This window comes from Duganella sp. Root1480D1 (assembly GCF_001427305.1).
GTDB lineage: Bacteria > Pseudomonadota > Gammaproteobacteria > Burkholderiales > Burkholderiaceae_D > Rugamonas.
The window spans coordinates 200,410-218,641 of record NZ_LMFZ01000049.1; the positions used below are offsets into that span (position 1 = coordinate 200,410).

Annotated in this window: 16 protein-coding genes and 2 tRNA genes; 11 read left to right on the plus strand and 7 right to left on the minus strand. The window is 63.0% G+C overall.

All coding sequences use genetic code 11. The features are described 5' to 3' along the window. The first annotated feature begins 76 nt into the window (after window positions 1–76). The 4 genes from ipdC to ASD58_RS28935 are packed head-to-tail and all read left to right on the plus strand — an operon-like array spanning window position 77 to window position 4,057. Window positions 77–1,711, plus strand: a complete 1,635-nt coding sequence (gene ipdC, locus ASD58_RS28920; protein ID WP_057265736.1) for an indolepyruvate/phenylpyruvate decarboxylase — start codon at window positions 77–79, stop codon at window positions 1,709–1,711. After that, window positions 1,708–2,706: a peptidase U32 family protein gene (locus tag ASD58_RS28925; protein ID WP_057265738.1), complete on the plus strand. Its 999-nt coding sequence runs from the start codon at window positions 1,708–1,710 to the stop codon at window positions 2,704–2,706. The genes ipdC and ASD58_RS28925 overlap by 4 nt, the downstream gene beginning before the upstream one ends. A 2-nt stretch (window positions 2,707–2,708) precedes the next feature. Then, window positions 2,709–3,596, plus strand: a complete 888-nt coding sequence (locus tag ASD58_RS28930) for a U32 family peptidase (protein WP_082565762.1) — start codon at window positions 2,709–2,711, stop codon at window positions 3,594–3,596. Next, entirely contained in the window at window positions 3,593–4,057 is a 465-nt protein-coding gene (locus tag ASD58_RS28935; RefSeq protein ID WP_057265743.1) for an SCP2 domain-containing protein, read from the plus strand. Before ASD58_RS28930 ends, ASD58_RS28935 begins: the two co-directional genes overlap by 4 nt. A gap of 70 nt (window positions 4,058–4,127) precedes the next feature. On the opposite strand, the gene ASD58_RS28940 is transcribed toward ASD58_RS28935, so the two are convergent. Further along, a complete protein-coding gene (locus ASD58_RS28940; RefSeq protein WP_057265744.1) occupies window positions 4,128–4,919 on the minus strand; it encodes a hypothetical protein in 792 nt (263 codons plus the stop codon). Window positions 4,920–5,184: 265 nt separating this feature from the next. Here ASD58_RS28940 and ahpC point away from each other — a divergent pair, with 265 nt between their 5' ends. Beyond that, window positions 5,185–5,748 carry an alkyl hydroperoxide reductase subunit C gene (ahpC, locus tag ASD58_RS28945; protein ID WP_057265746.1) on the plus strand — a complete coding sequence of 188 codons (564 nt, stop codon included), beginning with the start codon at window positions 5,185–5,187 and terminating at the stop codon, window positions 5,746–5,748. 101 nt (window positions 5,749–5,849) lie between these two features. Further along, the gene (ahpF, locus tag ASD58_RS28950; RefSeq protein WP_057265748.1) at window positions 5,850–7,430 is read left to right on the plus strand and encodes an alkyl hydroperoxide reductase subunit F; all 1,581 of its coding nucleotides are present in this window, start codon (window positions 5,850–5,852) and stop codon (window positions 7,428–7,430) included. A gap of 198 nt (window positions 7,431–7,628) precedes the next feature. Here the strand turns inward: ahpF and ASD58_RS28955 are convergent. The 3 genes from ASD58_RS28955 to ASD58_RS28965 all read right to left on the minus strand — a co-directional run bounded on the left by ASD58_RS28955 (window position 7,629) and on the right by ASD58_RS28965 (window position 10,016). After that, window positions 7,629–7,705: transfer RNA gene (locus ASD58_RS28955), tRNA-Asp, on the minus strand. 19 nt (window positions 7,706–7,724) lie between these two features. Next, window positions 7,725–7,800: transfer RNA gene (locus ASD58_RS28960), tRNA-Val, on the minus strand. 101 nt (window positions 7,801–7,901) lie between these two features. Continuing rightward, complete coding sequence (locus ASD58_RS28965) at window positions 7,902–10,016, minus strand: S9 family peptidase (RefSeq protein WP_229210142.1); 2,115 nt, start codon at window positions 10,014–10,016, stop codon at window positions 7,902–7,904. A gap of 66 nt (window positions 10,017–10,082) precedes the next feature. On the opposite strand from ASD58_RS28965, the gene ASD58_RS28970 reads away from it, so the two are divergent. Next, window positions 10,083–11,354 (plus strand): MFS transporter, encoded by a 1,272-nt coding sequence (locus ASD58_RS28970; RefSeq protein WP_057265750.1) that lies wholly within the window; start codon window positions 10,083–10,085, stop codon window positions 11,352–11,354. Next, window positions 11,351–12,610: a glycerate kinase gene (locus ASD58_RS28975; RefSeq protein WP_057265752.1), complete on the plus strand. Its 1,260-nt coding sequence runs from the start codon at window positions 11,351–11,353 to the stop codon at window positions 12,608–12,610. The genes ASD58_RS28970 and ASD58_RS28975 overlap by 4 nt, the downstream gene beginning before the upstream one ends. Here ASD58_RS28975 and ASD58_RS28980 read toward each other — a convergent pair. Continuing rightward, window positions 12,603–13,214, minus strand: coding sequence for a hypothetical protein (locus ASD58_RS28980; RefSeq protein WP_057265754.1), 612 nt, complete (start codon window positions 13,212–13,214; stop codon window positions 12,603–12,605). The genes ASD58_RS28975 and ASD58_RS28980 overlap by 8 nt on opposite strands. A 100-nt stretch (window positions 13,215–13,314) precedes the next feature. Here ASD58_RS28980 and ASD58_RS28985 point away from each other — a divergent pair, with 100 nt between their 5' ends. From ASD58_RS28985 to ASD58_RS28995, 3 genes are read left to right on the plus strand one after another with little or no spacing between them, the layout of a single operon-like run. Further along, window positions 13,315–13,665: a nuclear transport factor 2 family protein gene (locus tag ASD58_RS28985; RefSeq protein ID WP_057265755.1), complete on the plus strand. Its 351-nt coding sequence runs from the start codon at window positions 13,315–13,317 to the stop codon at window positions 13,663–13,665. 15 nt (window positions 13,666–13,680) lie between these two features. After that, the gene (locus ASD58_RS28990; RefSeq protein WP_057265756.1) at window positions 13,681–14,529 is read left to right on the plus strand and encodes an alpha/beta fold hydrolase; all 849 of its coding nucleotides are present in this window, start codon (window positions 13,681–13,683) and stop codon (window positions 14,527–14,529) included. A 10-nt stretch (window positions 14,530–14,539) separates the two neighbouring features. Next, window positions 14,540–15,349 carry a helix-turn-helix domain-containing protein gene (locus tag ASD58_RS28995; RefSeq protein WP_082565763.1) on the plus strand — a complete coding sequence of 270 codons (810 nt, stop codon included), beginning with the start codon at window positions 14,540–14,542 and terminating at the stop codon, window positions 15,347–15,349. Here the strand turns inward: ASD58_RS28995 and ASD58_RS32690 are convergent. Both ASD58_RS32690 and ASD58_RS29005 read right to left on the minus strand, forming a co-directional pair. Then, entirely contained in the window at window positions 15,346–17,283 is a 1,938-nt protein-coding gene (locus ASD58_RS32690) for a methyl-accepting chemotaxis protein (RefSeq protein ID WP_057265758.1), read from the minus strand. The two genes, ASD58_RS28995 and ASD58_RS32690, sit on opposite strands and share 4 nt — an antisense overlap. 83 nt (window positions 17,284–17,366) lie before the next feature. Continuing rightward, window positions 17,367–18,191, minus strand: coding sequence for an ABC transporter substrate-binding protein (locus ASD58_RS29005; protein WP_057265760.1), 825 nt, complete (start codon window positions 18,189–18,191; stop codon window positions 17,367–17,369). Window positions 18,192–18,232: the final 41 nt, after the last annotated feature.

Below are 18,232 nucleotides of genomic sequence, written 5' to 3' on the forward strand. Positions count from 1 at the left end.
GAAGGCGGATAGCCGATTGGGGAATCCTTGACCTGGCTCAAGGATTTTTCAGTCGCGCCCGCGCAAGATGCCGGCTATGAATCTCGCAAACTCACTCTTGCACGCGCTGGCTGATCACGGCGCGCGTGAAGTCTTTGGTATCCCCGGAGACTTCGTCCTTGCCTTTTTCGAACAAGTTGAGAAATCTGGCGTCCTGCCCCTCTACACCCTGAGCCACGAGCCGGGTGTAGGTTTTGCAGCCGATGGGGCGGCACGCTATCACGGGCGCATAAGCGTGGCGGCGGTGACCTATGGTGCGGGGGCACTCAATATGGTCAACGCCGTCGCGGGCGCTTACGCAGAAAAAGTACCGATGGTGGTGATCTCCGGCGCGCCGGGCACCAATGAGCGCCGCAATGGCTTCCTGCTGCATCACCAGGTCAAGCATCTGGATTCGCAAATGGCGATCTTCCGCGAGATCACCTGCGACCAGTGCGTGCTGGACGACCCGCAGCGCGCACCGGACGATATTGCGCGTGTATTGCGCAGCGCGATCACGCATTCGCGCCCGGTCTATATCGAACTGCCGCGCGACATGGTCCATGCGCCCTGCGCGCGCATGCATGCCTTGCCGGCGCCGACCCATGATCCAGATGCGCTGGCAGCCTGCGTTGAGGAAGTGCTGGCACGCCTCGAGCGGGCCGCGCGGCCGGTGCTGATGGTCGATATTGAAATCCGGCGTTTCGGCCTGGAGAGCAAGGTCGCACAACTGGCCACCAAGCTGCAGGTTCCGGTCGTCACCTGCTTCATGGGCCGCGGCCTGCTGGCCAGCGAGCCGGAAGCGCCGCTGCTCGGCACCTACCTTGGCGTTGCCGGCGCACCGGAAGTCACCGAAGCGGTGGAAGGCTCGGATGCCTTGCTGATGCTGGGTGTGATCCTGTCCGATACTAATTTCGGCGTCCAGCGCGAACGCATCGACCTGCGCAAGTGCATGCTGGCGCTGGATGGCGACGTGACCCTCGGCTACCACACCTACCACGATATCCCGCTGGAAGCGCTGGTTGATAGCCTGCTGGCCCACGCCAAGCCGCTGCGAGCCGATGCGGCCCTGCGCGGTGAGCGCACCGCCTATCCATGCGACCTGCCTGCGGATGACAAACTGCTGGTGCCGCACGATGTAGCAAGTGCCATCAACGACATGATGCGCAAGCACGGCCGCATGACGATTGCCTCCGACATCGGCGACTGCCTGTTTACCGCGCTGGATATCGAAAACACCGACCTGCTGGCTCCCGGCTACTACGCCACCATGGGCTACGGCGTACCTGCTGCCTTCGGACTGCAAGCTGCCGGCGGCGAACGCCCGCTGGTGCTGGTGGGAGACGGCGCCTTCCAGATGACGGGGTGGGAACTGGGCAACTGCCAGCGCTACGGGCTTGACCCTATCGTGGTCATCTTCAACAACTGTAGCTGGGAGATGCTGCGCGCCTTCCAGCCGCAGTCCGGCTTTTGCGACTTGAGCGACTGGCGCTTTGCCGACATGGCGCAAGCGCTGGGCGGCGACGGCTATCGCGTCACCACGCGCGCTGAACTGGTGGCGGCACTGGAGAGCGCCGTGCATCAGCGCGGCCGCTTCCAACTGGTGGAAGTGATGCTGCCGCGTGGCGGCCAATCCGACACCCTGGCGCGCTTCGTCAACGGCGTGCGCCGTCTGCAGGGAAGCAAAGCATGATCGAACTCGTTTGTCCCGCCGGCAGCCTGCCGGCGCTGAAAGCTGCTGTCGATAACGGTGCCGACAGCGTCTACCTCGGCTTCCGCGACGCAACCAATGCCCGCAACTTCGCCGGCCTGAATTTCGACGAGGCCGCGATTGCAGAAGGCATCCGCTATGCCCACCAGCGCGGCCGCAAAGTCCTGCTGGCGCTGAACACCTATCCGCAAGCGGCCAACTGGCAGCTATGGCGCGAAGCAGTCGACCGTGCCGCTGGCGCCGGCATCGACGCCATCATCCTGGCCGACCCCGGCCTGATGGAGTACGCGCGCAGCAGGCACCCCGGCCTGCGCCTGCACCTTTCCGTGCAGGGCTCCGCCACCAACTACGAAGCGATCAACTTCTACCACGAGCAGTTCGGCATTTCGCGCGCCGTGTTGCCGCGCGTGCTGTCGATGCAGCAGGTTGAGCACCTGATCCGCCACGTGAAGACCGAGATCGAAGTATTCGGCTTCGGCAGCCTGTGCGTGATGGTCGAAGGCCGTTGCGCGCTGTCGTCCTACGCCACAGGTGAATCGCCCAACACTGCCGGTGTCTGCTCGCCCGCCAAGGCAGTACGCTGGCAGCAAACGCCGAAAGGCCTCGAATCGCGCCTGAACGGCGTGCTGATCGACCGCTACCAGCCGGATGAAAACGCCAGCTACCCAACGCTGTGCAAGGGCCGCTTCGAGGTGGAAGGCGAGACTTATTACGCGATCGAAGAGCCGGCCAGCCTGAATACCATGGAACTGCTGCCGCAGCTGCTGCAGATGGGCGTCAAGGCAATCAAGATCGAAGGCCGCCAGCGCAGTCCCGCCTATGTGGCGCAGGTGACGCAAGCCTGGCGCTCCGCCATTGATGCCTGTGGCGACGGCAAGCGCCGTTTCGCCATCCACCCGAGCTGGAGCGCCGCACTGGACCGCGTGGCGGAAGGCCAGCAGCACACCTTGGGCGCCTATCACCGCAAATGGAAATAAGTATGTTGAAACTAGCCCTCGGCCCAGTGCTCTATTACTGGCCGCGCCTGACCATGTTCGAGTTCTACCAGCAGGTAGCGGAGAGCCCGGTCGACATCGTCTACCTGGGCGAGGTCGTATGCTCGCGCCGCCATGAATTGCGCCTGCCGGACTGGCTCGATATCGCCGCCCTGTTGCGCGATGCGGGCAAGGAAGTTGTGCTATCCACGCAAGCCCTGATTGAATCGGGCGCCGAGCTGGCCACCATGCGCAAGCTGTGCGAACACCGCGACTTTCTGGTGGAAGCCAATGACTTCGGTGCGGTGCGCAACCTGGAAGGTGCCGGCTTTATCGCCGGCCCGCACCTGAACATCTACAGCGAACCGACGCTGGCTGTGCTGGCCCGCCAGGGTGCGCGCCGCTGGGTGGCGCCGCTGGAGATGGACCGCAGTGCGATCCAGACCCTGCTCAAGACCCAGCCAGCCGGCATGGAAAGCGAAGTCTTTGCCTGGGGCCGCATGCCATTGGCGTTCTCCGCCCGCTGCATGACGGCACGTAACCGCAACCTGCCGAAAGACGATTGCCAATTCAGCTGCATCGATTATCCCGACGGCCTGATCATGGACACCCGCGAGCAGAAAGCCTTCCTGGTGCTGAACGGCATCCAGACCCAGTCCGCGCTGTGCTGCAACCTGGTGCGCGTGATGCCGGAGATGGCCGACATGGGCATCAACGTGCTGCGCATCTCGCCGCAGTCGCGCGATACGCAGGAAGTCGTAGCGGCCTTCGACAAGGTGCGCCGCGGTGAGTGGCAGGCGCCGCACGCAGCCGTGATGCTGGAGCCGCTGGCTCCCGGCGGGAGCTGCGACGGCTTCTGGTACGGCCAGCCCGGCATGGAGCGCGTAGCATGACGGCCGCCCCCTTCCGTATCCCGCCGGCCATTGGCCGCTTGCTGGGCCGCCTGCCGCCGCAGCCGCCCGCCTGGCTGTTCGTGCAGGGCTTGAACCGAATCCTGGCGCCGCAATTGCCTGAAGACGTGCGCCAGGCCCTATTTGCCCGCCGCCTGCGATTAAGGGTGGAAGACGCCGGCCTGGCGATCGACTTCAGCTGGCAGGGCAAGTGCTTTGAAATGGCCCGCCACGGCGACCAGCCCGACCTGACGATCGGCGCCTGCGCGCACGACCTGGTGTTGATGGCGCGCCGCCAGGAAGACCCGGACACGCTGTTTTTCAGCCGCCGCCTGATCCTCGAAGGCGACACGGAACTTGGCCTGCTGTTCAAGAACACGCTGGACGGCCTGGATGCCAGCGCCTTCGATTGGCGCAAGCTGCTTCCCAGGATTCCGGTGCCGCCCGGCGCCCGCCATGGCTGACAAGGCGATGCCGCAGGCGTAATTCCTCGGCCTCCAAAGCGGAGGCCGAGGCCATGCTCAAAGCGCGTAATTAGCGCGGGGCATAGCTCACATTGGACTTGCGCAGGCCATACACGGCGCCCACAGTACGCACCCACACGACGTCGTTGTCGGTGCCGACCAGGGAACCGTACATGTCGAACCCGAAGCGTGGCGTCACGAAGTCAGACTTGAAGGTGATAGGCTTCTCGGACGCCTCGCTGGCTGCGCTTTCGGCCTGCATTTGCTGCAGCAGCGCCTCGAAACCGCCTTCCACAGCGTTCTGCAGCTGCACCGTGGCGTTGCCATCCAGTCCCGCCAACTCATCGATCGAGTAGGTGACAGGCAGCTGGTACATATATTTTCCGGACCAGGCAGCCTGCTCCACGACCATGGCGCTGGCGACGAGCAGGCGGTCATTTTCGGTTTTCGACACGTACAGGTAAGGAGTGATCTTTGCATCGGTCACGTTATCCAGTTGCACGCCCTTCTTCCGGGCAGCGCTTTCGAATACGTTGCGCGGCTTGACCAGGATTTTTTCGCGCATTTTTTCGACGTCCGATTTGGTCATGCTTTCAATCATGGACGCGTTGGCAGCGACACCAATCGGGCCCAGCAACAGGCCCAGCCCGACGCCGCCGCCGCCATAGTTCTGCTGGTAGACGATGGTTTTGTCGTTATCGAGATGCTGGATGGTGCTGCTGGTGTTGGCCAGCGGCGCAGCAGCCATGGCATAGGTTGACTTGCCTGCGTCAGGCACGGCGGACTGGAACTTGGGGACCGGGGCGCTGCATGCACTCAGGACCAAAGCCGCGACGATGACGGAGAATTCTCGGCGAAACATGATTTCCTTTTGTTGATTAAAAGAAACGCAGTATAGCGCGGGAAATTGTCAAAAGAGACATTACGTAAGCCGCACGGCAATATCATTCCGATAAACGTATGGCAGCGACAACATCAGCTGCCGTCAAAAGGCGATAATAGCGATCGCGCTAGGCGGTTCTAATAGGCAAAGACTATTGAGTCTATTTGAACAATCAAATTTCCAAATCTCCGGGAAGGCCTTAAACTGGCGTCTCATTGATTCACAAACCCACGAGGAAACCACAATGTCCCTGATTAACACCCAAGTAAAACCATTCAAGGCCACCGCATACCACAACGGTAAATTCGTTGACCTGAGCGAAGAATCCCTGAAAGGCAAGTGGTCCGTATTCGTGTTCTACCCAGCCGACTTCACCTTCGTGTGCCCAACCGAACTGGAAGACCTGGCAGACCACCACGCAGAATTCGCCAAGCTGGGCGTGGACGTGTACGGCATCTCGACCGACACCCACTTCGCCCACAAGGCATGGCACGACACCTCCGACGCGATCAAGAAAGTGCAATACGCCCTGATCGGCGACCCAACCGGCACCCTGTCGCGCAACTTCGAAGTGATGATCGAAGAAGAAGGCCTGGCACTGCGCGGCACCTTCGTGATCAATCCAGAAGGCTTCATCAAAGTGATGGAAGTGCACGACAACGGCATCGGCCGCGACGCTGCTGAACTGCTGCGCAAAGTGAAGGCAGCCCAGTACGTGGCTTCCCACCCAGGCGAAGTGTGCCCAGCCAAGTGGACCGAAGGCGCAGCAACCCTGAAGCCATCGCTGGACCTGGTCGGTAAGATCTAAGCATCTCGTCTGCTAATGGCTTGAACAGGCGACCCCACGGGGTCGCCTTGGGGCGTTGAAGCGGTACCTACCGCAAGCGACTAATCAAGAAAGGAATAGCCATGCTGGACGCAGACCTGAAAGCCCAACTCTCCTCCTACCTGGAGCGCGTTGTCCACCCGATCGAGATCGTGGCGAACACCGACGCCTCCGCCAAATCGCAGGAAATGTCGGCCCTGCTGCAGGACATCGTATCCGCAGGCCACGGCAAGATTACCGTCGTTGCAGGCACTGACGACAAGGCCCGCAAGCCTTCCTTCGACATCACCCGCAAAGGCAGCGATATCGGCGTGAGCTTCGCCGGCATCCCGATGGGCCACGAATTCACCTCCCTGGTGCTGGCACTGCTGCAAGTCGGCGGCCACCCGATCAAGCTCGATGAAAAAGTCATCGAGCAGATCCGCAACCTGGACGGCGATTTCGTCTTCGAAACCTTCATCTCCCTGAGCTGCCACAACTGCCCTGAAGTGGTGCAGGCACTGAACGCCATGTCCGTGATCAACCCGCGCATCAAGGTGGTGGCGGTGGATGGCGGCGTGTTCCCGAAAGAAGTCGAGGAACGCCAGGTGATGGCTGTGCCGATGATGTACCTGAACGGCCAGCACTTCGGCCAGGGCCGCACCAACGTCGAGGAAATCCTCGCCAAGCTGGATACCGGCGCCTCGGCCCGCGCTGCGGCTGAATTGAGCAAGAAAGACGTGTTCGACGTGCTGATCGTCGGCGGCGGCCCTGCAGGCGCTGCTGCGGCCATCTACACGGCGCGCAAAGGCATCCGCACCGGCGTGATCGCCGACCGTTTCGGCGGCCAGGTGCTGGATACCCTGTCGATCGAGAACTTCATCTCGGTCAAGGAAACCGACGGCCAGAAATTCGCCGTCGCACTGGAGCAGCACGTCAAGGAATACGACGTGGACATCATGAACACCCAACGCGCATCGAAGATCGTGCCGGGCAAGATCAAGGAGGTCCACACCGAAAGCGGCGCTGTGTTGAAAGCCAGGTCCGTGATCATTTCGACCGGTGCCCGCTGGCGCGAAATCAATGTGCCGGGCGAGAAGGAATACCGTAACCACGGCGTTGCCTACTGCCCGCACTGCGATGGCCCGCTGTTCAAGGGCAAGCGCGTGGCGGTGATCGGCGGCGGCAACTCCGGCGTGGAAGCGGCGATCGATCTGGCCGGCATCGTCGAGCACGTGACCCTGATCGAGTTCGGCGCGGAGCTGCGCGCGGATGCGGTGTTGCAGCGCAAGCTGGCTACCCTGCGCAATGTGAAGGTGATCAAGTCGGCGCAGACTTCCGAGATCCATGGCGACGGCAAGAAGGTCAATGGCTTGAGCTACACCGACCGCGAGTCCGGCCAGTCGCATCGCGTGGACCTGGAAGGCGTGTTTGTGCAGATTGGACTGGTGCCGAATACCGAATGGCTGAAGGGCACCATTGATTTGTCCAAGCATGGCGAGATCGAGGTGGATGCCAAGGGGCAGACTTCCGAGACTGGCGTGTTTGCGGCGGGTGACGTGACCACCGTGCCGTACAAGCAGATCGTGATCGCAGTGGGCGAAGGTGCCAAGGCAGCGCTGGGCTCGTTCGACTACCTGATCCGCTCAAGCGCGGACGACGAGCCGGCGGCGATTGCTGCTTAAAACCGGTAAGGCGGGGGCGGCGAATGCCATTGGGGTTGGTTCTGGGCCTTTGACTTTCGTCGAAGATCAAAGGCGCACAACCGCCCTCGGCTGCCGATCAGACAGTGTCAGGCACTTGTGCCTGACACTGGTTTACCGGTTTTCAGCGAGCCAAAATGAAAAAAGCCCCGAATTTCTTCGGGGCTTCTCTCTGAATATTGGCGGAGCGGACGGGGCTCGAACCCGCGACCCCCGGCGTGACAGGCCGGTATTCTAACCAACTGAACTACCGCTCCAATTCTTCATCAGTGTGACTGGTGGGCGCTGAGAGGCTCGAACTCCCGACCTAATCCTTGTAAGGGATCCGCTCTACCAACTGAGCTAAGCGCCCCTGTCTTTCACCGTTGAACGTTTGTCACAACGTTCAGAAGAGGCCGAATTATAGGATGGATTTTGAAAGTCGCGCAAGCGTTTTTCCAAAAAACCTCAAAATTATTTGGAAACCCCGATTTGCGACAGCAGCCAGGCCATCTCAAAGGCCTTCTCGCCCAAGGCGTTATAGCGCCCGGACGAGCCCCCATGTCCCGCCCCCATATTCACCTTCAGCAGCAGCGGATTGCTGTCGGTCTTATTGCGGCGCAGCTTGGCCACGTACTTGGCCGGCTCCCAATACATCACCTGGCTGTCATTCAGGCTGGTGGTGACCAGCATGGCCGGATAGTCTTTCAACAAGATGTTGTCATACGGGGAATAGCTGCGCATGTAATCGTAAGCCGCCTTCTCGTTCGGATTGCCCCATTCGAGGTATTCGCCGGTGGTCAGCGGCAGGCTGGCGTCCATCATGGTGTTCATCACGTCCACGAACGGCACGGCGGCATGCACTGCCTTGAACAGGTCCGGACGCATGTTGACCACAGCCCCCATCAGCAAGCCGCCGGCACTGCCGCCCTGGATCGCCAGGCGGCTGGGCGAAGTCCATTTTTCCCTGACCAGGTATTCGGCACTGTCGATGAAGTCATTGAAGGTGTTCTTCTTCTTCATCAGCATGCCGTCGTCATGCCATTTTTCGCCCATGTCGTTGCCGCCGCGGATATGCGCCGCTGCGTAGATCACGCCGCGTTCCAGCATGCTTAGCCGGATCAGCGAGAAGGTCGCTTCCTGCGAACTGCCATAGGAACCGTAGGAGTACAGCACCAGCGGCGCCGAGCCATCCAGTTTCACGCCCTTCTTGTAGGCCACCCACAGCGGCACTTTCACGCCATCGCGCGCAGTCGCCCACAGGCGCCGGGTTTCGTACTGGCTGAAATCGAAACCGCCTGCCACTTCCTGCTTTTTCAGTACGGTGCGTTCGCCGGTCTTCATGTCGACGTCGATAATGGCCGGGGGCGACAAAGGCGACTGGTAGTTGATACGGTATTTGGTGACGTTGTAGTCCATCTGGCCGCCCGGCATCGAGACGTACACTTCATCGTCGAATTTCACAGTCAGCCACTTTTTCGTGGCGAAGTCGTAGATGCGGGTGCGGTTCAGCGCACGCGATTTCTCCTGCAGCGCAAGGAAGCCCTTGAACAGCATGGCGCTCTGCAGCAACGTGTCCTTGTCATGCGGGACGATCTCGGTCCATTTCTGCGGGTTGGCCACAGGAGCAGCCACCAGGCGGAAGTTCTTGGCTTCCTTGTTGGTGCGGATGTACAGCTTGCCGTCGCGGTGGCCCATGACGTAATAGCGATGGCCCTTGGTGCGCCCCAGTACCGACTTGAGGCTGCCCTTCGGCTGGCCGGACGGCAGCATGAAGACTTCGGTGGTGTCGGTCGCGGCCGACAACAGGAAGATATGCTTGTTGTCCGAGCCGGCGAAAACCTGCAGCGCGAACTGTTCGACCGGCTCGTGGAACACCTGCTCCGGCTGGCCGTCCAGCGTCAGGCGGAACACGCGGTCGGAACGCTTGGTGGTCGGGTCTTCCTGCACCACGAATAGGGTCCGGTTGTCGGCAGCCCAGGCGATGGTAGTAGCGCGCGGCATGGTGGTCGACAGGACCTTGCCGGTGCTGAGGTCCTTCACATGCAGCTCATACTGGCGGAAGCCGTTGTTGTCGGTGGTATAGGCCAGCAGCTTGCCGTCCGGGCTGGGCAGCACCGCGCCGAGGGCGAAGAACTTCAGGCCCTCGGCCATGGCATTCTGGTCCAGCATGATCTCTTCCGGCGCGGCGGCGTCGTAGCTGCCGTCTGACGCGGCCTTGCGGCGGCAGTTGAGCTGGTACTGCTTGCCCGCCTCGATGCGGGTGTAATAGTAGTAATTGCCGCGGCGTGCCGGCACCGACAAATCGACTGGCTGCGTGCGGTCCTTGAATTCTTTGTACAAGGTATCGGCGAAAGGCTTGATGCCTTCGGTCATGGCGGCGGTATAGCTATTTTCCGCGTTCAGGTATTCAATGACGGCAGGATTGGTCTTGTCCTGCAGCCAGCGGTAATCGTCGGTGACCTGTTCGCCGTGGCGGGTTTCCATCCACTGCGTCTTTTCGGCGATAGGCGGCTGCGGCAGGTCCGCGGCGAGGGCCGGTGCAGCCAACAGAGGCAGCAGCAGGCTGGTAATCAGGAGTTTGCTCACTTCTTCAGCTCCAAGAGGAAAAATGTGCAATGATTCTAGGGTGCCATAGTTGGAAATACAACAAGAATGATCACTACCGAAATGCTGTATGCGCGCGTCAGCAAGCGCCTGCTGCCCTTCCTGTTCCTGTGCTATGTGGTGGCATACCTGGACCGGGTGAACGTCGGTTTTGCCAAGCTGCAGATGCAGGCGGATTTGCGATTTTCCGACACAGTGTACGGGCTGGGCGCAGGCATCTTCTTCGTCGGCTACTTCCTGTGCGAGGTGCCGTCCAACCTGCTGATGCTGCGCGTTGGCGCAAGGCGCTGGATCGCGCGCATCATGGCCAGTTGGGGCCTGCTGTCGGCAGCCATGCTGTTCACCAGCAGCCCGCTGAGCTTCTACGTGATGCGGTTCCTGCTCGGCGTGGCGGAGGCGGGCTTCTTCCCCGGCGTGATCATGTACCTGACCTACTGGTACCCGGCGCAGCGGCGCGCCCGGATTGTCGCCATCTTCATGAGCGGCGTCGCCGTGGCTGGCGTGGTGGGCGGGCCGCTATCAGGATGGATCATGTCGCAATTCGCCGGCCACGGCGGCCTGGCGGGGTGGCAGTGGCTGTTTCTGCTGGAGGGCTTGCCGGCGGTGGCGCTGGGCGTGCTGACGCTGGCGCTGCTGGACGATGGCATCGACGATGCAAACTGGCTGAGCGACGAGGAGAAGGCGCTCCTCAAGCAAGAACTGGCACGCGATGGCGCACCGCGCGCGCAATGGGGCCTGCGCCACGTGTTCGGCAGCAGCAGGGTGTGGATACTGGCGCTGGTGTACTTCCTGCTCGTGATGGGACTGTACGGCGTCGGCTTCTGGCTGCCGCAACTGATTCGCAATAGCGGCGTGCAGGACGTGCTCAATATCGGCCTGTTGACGGCCATCCCGTATGGCGTTGCTGCAGTGGCGATGATCCTGGTGGCGCGCCATTCGGACCAGACCGGCGAACGGCGCTGGCACGTCGCAGTGGCCGCCTTCAGCGGTGCAGCGGCGCTGCTGGCGTCGACGCACTATGCCAACAACCCGGTGCTGGCGCTGGCCGCGCTGAGCGTGGCCACGGCGGGCATCCTCAGCACCTTTCCGGTGTTCTGGAGCATCCCGACTGCCATGCTGGGCGGGTCTGCCGCAGCGGCGGGCATTGCCATGATCAATTCGCTGGGCAACCTGGCCGGCTTCGTCAGCCCTTACCTGGTGGGCGCGATCAAGGACGCCACGCACAGCACGGCCAACGGCATGCTGCTGGTGGCGGCCAGCCTGGCGGCAGGCGGTGTGCTGGTGCTGTTGTGCGTGGGGCGCAAAGGAGAAATGCTGTGAAGACTGGCCGTGAGCTGCTGTCCGAACTGTTCAACGCCGCCCTGCGCGCGGCCGACCCGCTGGAAACCATCGCTGCCCACCTGCCGCCGCCGCCGAAAGGACGCACCGTCATCATCGGTGCCGGCAAGGCTTCCGCGCGCATGGCGCAGGGCGTGGAGCGGCGCTGGCAAGGCCCCCTCAGCGGCGTAGTGGTCACCCGCTACGGGCATGGCGCTCCGACCAGGCAGGTGGAGGTCATCGAAGCCGGCCATCCGGTGCCGGACGACGCCAGCCAGGCCGCCGCACGGCGCATGCTGGCGGCAGTGCGCGGCCTGGGGCCGGACGATATGGTGCTGTGCCTGATGTCCGGCGGCGGCTCGGCACTGATGTCGCTGCCGGCTCCCGGCATCACCCTGGAGCAGAAGCGCGACATCAACAAGGCCCTGCTGCGCAGCGGCGCGCCGATCGGCGACATCAACGTCGTGCGCAAACACCTGTCGGCCATCAAGGGCGGCCGGCTGGCGCTGGCCTGCGGCGAAGCCCGTGTCGTGACCCTGGTATTGTCGGACGTGCCGGGCGACGATCCTGCCGTGGTCGCCAGCGGCCCTACGCTGGCCGATCCATCCACTGCGCAGGATGCCCTGCGCATCCTGCAGCAATACGGCATCGGGATTCCGCCGTCCGTGCGCGCCGTGCTGGAAGATCCGGTGCAGGAGACGCCCAAGCCCGGCGATGCGCGCCTGGCACGCAATAGCGTGGCAGTGATTGCCTCCGCCAGGCACGCCTTGCAGGCAGCGGCCGACGTTGCCCGCGCCGAGGGCTTGCGCCCGCTGATATTAAGCGACCGCCTGGAGGGCGAATCGCGCACCGTGGCGGTATCGCACGCGGCGCTGGCGCAAGGCGTGATCGAGCATGGCAGCCCATTGCGGCCGCCATGCGTGATCCTGTCGGGCGGGGAAACCAGCGTCACTGTGCGCGGCACCGGCCGCGGCGGACGCAATGCCGAATACCTGCTGGCGCTGGCCGTTGCGCTGCAAGGGACGCCCGGTGTACATGCCATTGCTTGCGATACCGACGGCATCGACGGCACCGAAGACAACGCGGGCGCCGTGCTGGGGCCGGACACGCTGCAGCGCGCCGCCGCCCAAGGCCTCGACGCCCAGGCCCTGCTCGACAACAATGACGGCTACAGCTTCTTCTCCGCGCTGGGCGACCTGGTGGTCACCGGCCCCACCCGCACTAATGTGAACGACTTCCGCGCAATCCTGCTTATTTGATATTGGCGGCCAGCTTGCTCCACACGGCTTCGCCAATATCCGGGCGGCCGTCCGGCGCGCGGAAGGACAGGAAGAATGCCTCATTCTTCTTACCCGTAGCCATGTACATGAAGTAGGCCGGCTGCCCCGTGGTACCGCTGATCATGGAGATCATCACAGCCGGGTTCCTGCCTTCCTTGAACTGCTTGACCTGGATATTGGTGGCCGCGCCGCGCAGCTTGTTCAGCGAACCCGGATCGTCGATGCCGTAAAACACATGGTGCTGCGCGTCATACGTGACGTTGGTTGCGGTCGAACCGTAGAAATAGCCATTGCGGTTCGGCAGCGCGGCGGCGGTTGCCGTTGCCGCATCGGCCGGGCGCATCCAGTAGGAGTAGCCGATCTTCTTGACCTTGGACTGCTCGTATTCCACCGGCACCGGCACATTCAGCGGAATTTCAAAAGGCAGGCGGCCCTGCATGAACTGGTTGACCGGCACGTCGCGCGTCTGCACCGGGGCGGCAGCAGGGGTAGCCGGCTTGGCTGGTTTGGCCGGCGCAGCGGGCGCCGCCACGGCTGCGGCAGCGCTGAGGGCCAGGCTGGCCGCAAACAAAATCGATTTCACGTGAGACTCCTGTTTTTCAAGTTCTATTACCTGGGAGGTAATCGTCGCACGGCGCGCATTTGTTGACAATGGCTTCACCAACCAACGAAAGGAGAACACCATGCAGATCGTAGAACAATACCTCGCCGCCTGGAACGAACGCAATGCCGACGAGCGGCGTGCCCGGGTGGCCGCCGCCTTTGCACCGGAAGCCAGCTATAAGGATCCGTTGATGCAGGGCGCCGGCCATGCCGCCATCGATGCAATGATCGCCGGTGCGCAGGGCCACTTCCCAGGCCACCGTTTCGAACTGGCAGGCACCCCGGACAGCCATAACGACGTGCTGCGCTTCTCGTGGACGCTGGGTGCGCCTGGCAGCGATCCGGTTGCCAAAGGCACCGACTTCGCCGTCGTTGCAGCAGATGGCCGCCTGGGCAGCGTCACCGGCTTCATCGACTACTTCGCACAGTAAGCGAGGGAGGCAATCATGACCGCATACAAAATCTCCGGCGCGCGCGTGATCGAACCGAACACCGTGCGCACTGCCGACGGCGTCAACCTGTTTTATCGCGACTGGGGCGATGGCGAGCCGGTGCTGTTCGTGAGCGGCTGGTCGCTGGGTGCCGATTCCTGGTGCTACCAGATGCTGGCGCTGGCGGAGCAGGGCATGCGCGTGATTGCCTTCGACCGGCGCGGCCACGGGCGCTCCAGCGATCCAGGCCGCGGTTACGACTTCAACACCCTAGCCGACGACCTGGCTGCCGTGCTGGAAGCGCTGGACCTGGACCACGTCACCCTGGTGGCGCATTCGATGGGTTGCAATGAGGTGGTGCGCTACCTGAGCCGCCATGGGCAGCGCCGCATCAAGCGCGTCGCCATGCTGGGCACCATGACGCCCTGCATCGCCGAAGCCGCGGACAATCCAGGCGCCATCGACCCCGCGCTGCTCGAATATTTCCGTCAGGAGCAGCTCATGAAGGACCTGCCCCGGTGGATCGACGAGAACCTGCCGCCGTTTGTTGCCGAAGATACGCCGCAGGGCATGCGCGACTGGCTGCGTGCCATGCCCTTGCAAGTCTCGCTGCAGGCGCTGTACGAATGCAACCGCTCCTTGCAGCGCGAAGATTTCCGCGCCGAGCTGCCGGGCATTACTCTGCCGGTCTTGCTGATTGCCGGCACGCGGGACGCCAGCGCCCCGTTCGAACTGACGGCCAGGCCCAGCGCCGCCCTGCTGCCGAATGCGAAACTCCAGGTGTACGAAGGGGCGCCGCATGGTATGTTCCTCACCCACATGGCAAGCGTGAACAAGGACCTGCTGGACTTTATCCAGTCATGAGAGGAGCACTATGGGAGCGGCAGCATCTGGGCAGTATTTCAGCGACTATGCGGCGGCGATGCGCTACTGGCGCGGCAAGCGCGGTTTCAGCCAGTTGCGGCTGTCGACCGAGAGCGGCATCTCGCAGCGGCATATCAGCTTCCTGGAAAGCGGTCGCTCGCAGCCCAGCCGAGAAATGATCCTGAAGCTTGGCATCGTGCTCGATATTCCGCTGCGGGAGCGTAATGTGATGCTGCTGGCAGCCGGCTATGCACCGGCCTACCAGGAGCGCAACCTGTCCGATCCCGAGATGAAGGCGGTGAAGCAGGCGCTGGACTTCATGCTGCAGCAGCAGGCGCCCTATCCTGCGCTGGTGGTGGACCGTTTATGGAACCTGGTCATGAGTAATGGCCCGGCCGGCAAGATGATCCAGTGGCTGCTGGATGGGCCGCCTGCCACCAGCAACGTCATCAAGCTGACGCTGGCGCCGGATGGGCTGCGCAAGTACATCGTCAACTGGGAGGACGTCAGCGCCGACCTGCTGCAGTGGATTCAGCGCGAAGCAATGAGTGATGGACCGGGCAGCGAGGCCACCATGCTGCTGGAGGAATTGCTGGCGATTCCCGGCATCCGGGCGGCGTCGAAGACGGCCAACCTGGACCGCCGTGCGCTGCCCTTCCTGCCGTTCACGGTGCGCAAGGACGGCGTGGAGCTCAACCTGTTCACCACCATCACCACGCTCGGCACGCCGCACGACGTGACGGTGCATGAACTGCGCATGGAGGCATTCTTCCCCGCTGACGAAGCGACAGCGGAGTGGTTCCGCAAGCAATCGGCTTAAAACTCTTCCCAGTCGTCGCCAGGCGGCGTTGCGCGCGCCGGTGCAGCGGGTTTTGCCGAAGCACCCCGCGCCGCGCTCGCGGCGCCCGCTCGTGCAGCCTTGGCGCGCGTCGCCCCGGTCGCCGCAGCAGAAGCGCCAGACTCCGCAGCGCCCGATTCGCCCTGGACTTCCGCGTCGAGTATTTCGTCCGCCACAGCTTTTTTGCTGGCCGCCGCCGCTGCTCTCGGGGCCGCACCACTGCCCGCCGCAGGGGGCGCCGCCCGCCCGGCATTGCCGCCCGGCGTACCCCGCGCCGCCCTCAACGCAGGCACGGTAGCCCGCGCCGGCACGCTCACCGCGATGGAGGCACGAGTCTCTGGCGCCCGGGGAGCCGAATACGCCCCTGCCGAATCCTCCATCCTGAACACCGACACCGCCTCCACCAGCCGTTCCGACTGTTCCTGCATGCTGCGCGCCGCCGCCGCCGCCTGTTCCACCAGCGCCGCATTCTGCTGCGTCGCGTTATCCATCTCCACGATGGCCGTGTTCACCTGCTCGATGCCGGAAGACTGTTCCTGGCTGGCCGACGTAATCTCATTCATGATGTCCGCCACCTGCTGCACGGACGCCACGATCTGCTGCATGGTCGCCCCGGCGCGATCCACCAGAGCGCCGCCCGCATCCACCTTGGCGATCGAATCGTCGATCAGCTCCTTGATCTCCTTGGCCGCCGCCGCACTGCGTTGCGCAAGATTGCGCACCTCCGACGCCACCACGGCGAAACCGCGCCCCTGCTCGCCAGCGCGCGCAGCTTCCACAGCCGCATTCAGCGCCAGGATATTGGTCTGGAAGGCGATGCCATCGATCACGCTGATGATGTCCGACATGCGCGCGGAACTGGCCTTGATCCCACCCATGGTGGAGACCACCTCGCCCACCACCTGCCCGCCTTCGCTGGCGTGGCTGGCGGCCGACACCACGAGCTGGTTGGCTTGGCGCGCATTGTCCGCATTCTGCCGGACCGTCGACGTCAATTCCTCCATCGACGAAGCGGTTTCCTCCAGGCTCGCCGCCTGCTGTTCGGTGCGGCGCGACAGGTCGAGATTTCCTGCCGCGATTTCCGCCGCAGCGGTATTGATCGTATCGGTGGACGTGCGCACCGAGCCCACGGTGCGCTTGAGCGACGCCACCATGTCCTTGAGTGCATTCAGCAGCCGCCCGGTTTCATCCCGGCGGCTGGAGTCGATGTCGGCAGTCAGGTCGCCTTGTGCCACGGTCTCGGCTACCTCCACTGCCTGCATCAAGGGTCCCGTCACCGAACGGGTGATCAGGTAGCCTGCCGCAATCGACAACACCGTTGCCAGCACCAGCAGGCCAATCATCAGCATGGTTGCATTCGATGCCGACTTGCTCGCCTCCTCGCCATCTTGCGCCATCAGCCTGTTTTGCATGGCAAGGATGGCATCGAGCTTGCCGAAGTAGGCGTTCTGCAGCGGGATGGCCTGCTTGAACAGCGTTTGCACCGCGCTATCCTGGTCGCCTTCGTTGAACAGCTTGAGCACCGCGTCGCGCTTGGCGCGGAAGGCTTCGAAGGCCTGGGTTTCCTCGGCAAACAGCTTCTTGGCTTCTTCCAGCACCAGGATCTTCTGCAGCTTGTCGGCCGCTGCGGCCCCGGCCTTGTCCGCCTCCGCCATGCTGGCCAGGAAGTTTTCGCTGCTCACCTTGTCCGGCGCCAGCATGGCATTGCGCAATGCCTGTGCCGAACGGTTGGAGTAGCTGCGCATGTCGTTGGTCAACTGGACCTTCAGGTAGCGATCGCTGATCAGCCGGTCGGTCAGGTTCGCGTTGTGGCTCAGGCGGCTGATCCCTGTCAGCGACATCGCCAGTTGGATCGCAATTGCCAGCGCAAAACCGATCGCCAGCTTCACACCGATATTCATGTTCGAAAAGCTCATGCCAAGCCTCGCCAGAAAGTGGTTTTTGTTCGATGATCGCAATGGCATGGTAACGCGGCGCGGCGATCAATGCCACAGCAACGTCAGGGGAGTGGCTGGTAGGCTGAAACGATGCCGCGCCCATGGTCCGGCACCAGGGTGCGGCCATTTGCATCACCCACATACTTGCCGTAGATGCGCGCCACGGAGCCGTCGGTCACCATGCCAAGCAAAGCCTCGGCGAACACCTTGCGTGCGGCCGGCGGCAGGCCGCTGCGCGAAAAATAGGCACCGGCAAGCACGGGCGCCGATTCGGCCACCGGCATCACGCTGACATGCTCCTGCAGGCCGGCGCTTTGCAGGTAGCGTGAATAGATCGTCATCGGCGCCAGCGTTGCCTCGGCGCGTTTCGATGCCATTTTCCGGAAGGCGATATCAAAGTCGTTGACCACTTCAACCCGGCCTTGCGCACGCAGCCGTTCGACCTGGGCTTCAACCTCGGCGGTGTAGAGGATGCCGCGTACCAGGTTCAGGCGCGCACTGCCATGTGCGACGAATTCGGCCAGCGATTTGTACCTGCCTGCTACGCGGTGCGACAGCACCAGGTCGAAACGGGTGGTGACAAAGGGCACGAACTGGCCCAGGCGATCGCGTTCGGCGCTGCGGGCGGAGCTGGCGGTCAGGTTGATGCGGCCGTTTGCATATTCGGCCCACAGGCGCGCGCGCGGGTACCAGCTGATGTCGAGCGGGCAGTTGGTGCGCCGCGCCAGTTCACGCACGACGTCAATGGCCGCCCCGCTGACCTTGTCATCCTCGCGGAAGGATGCCAGCCCAAGATCGCTGGCGCCGGCATGCAAGGGCGCCGGGCAGGTGGGGGCGCCAAGCGCGGGAGCGGCGGCAAGGACGAACAGCAGGGGAAGGATGCGCATGGCCAGCAGTATATCCGCCGGGCACCTTGCTCAAAATGCTG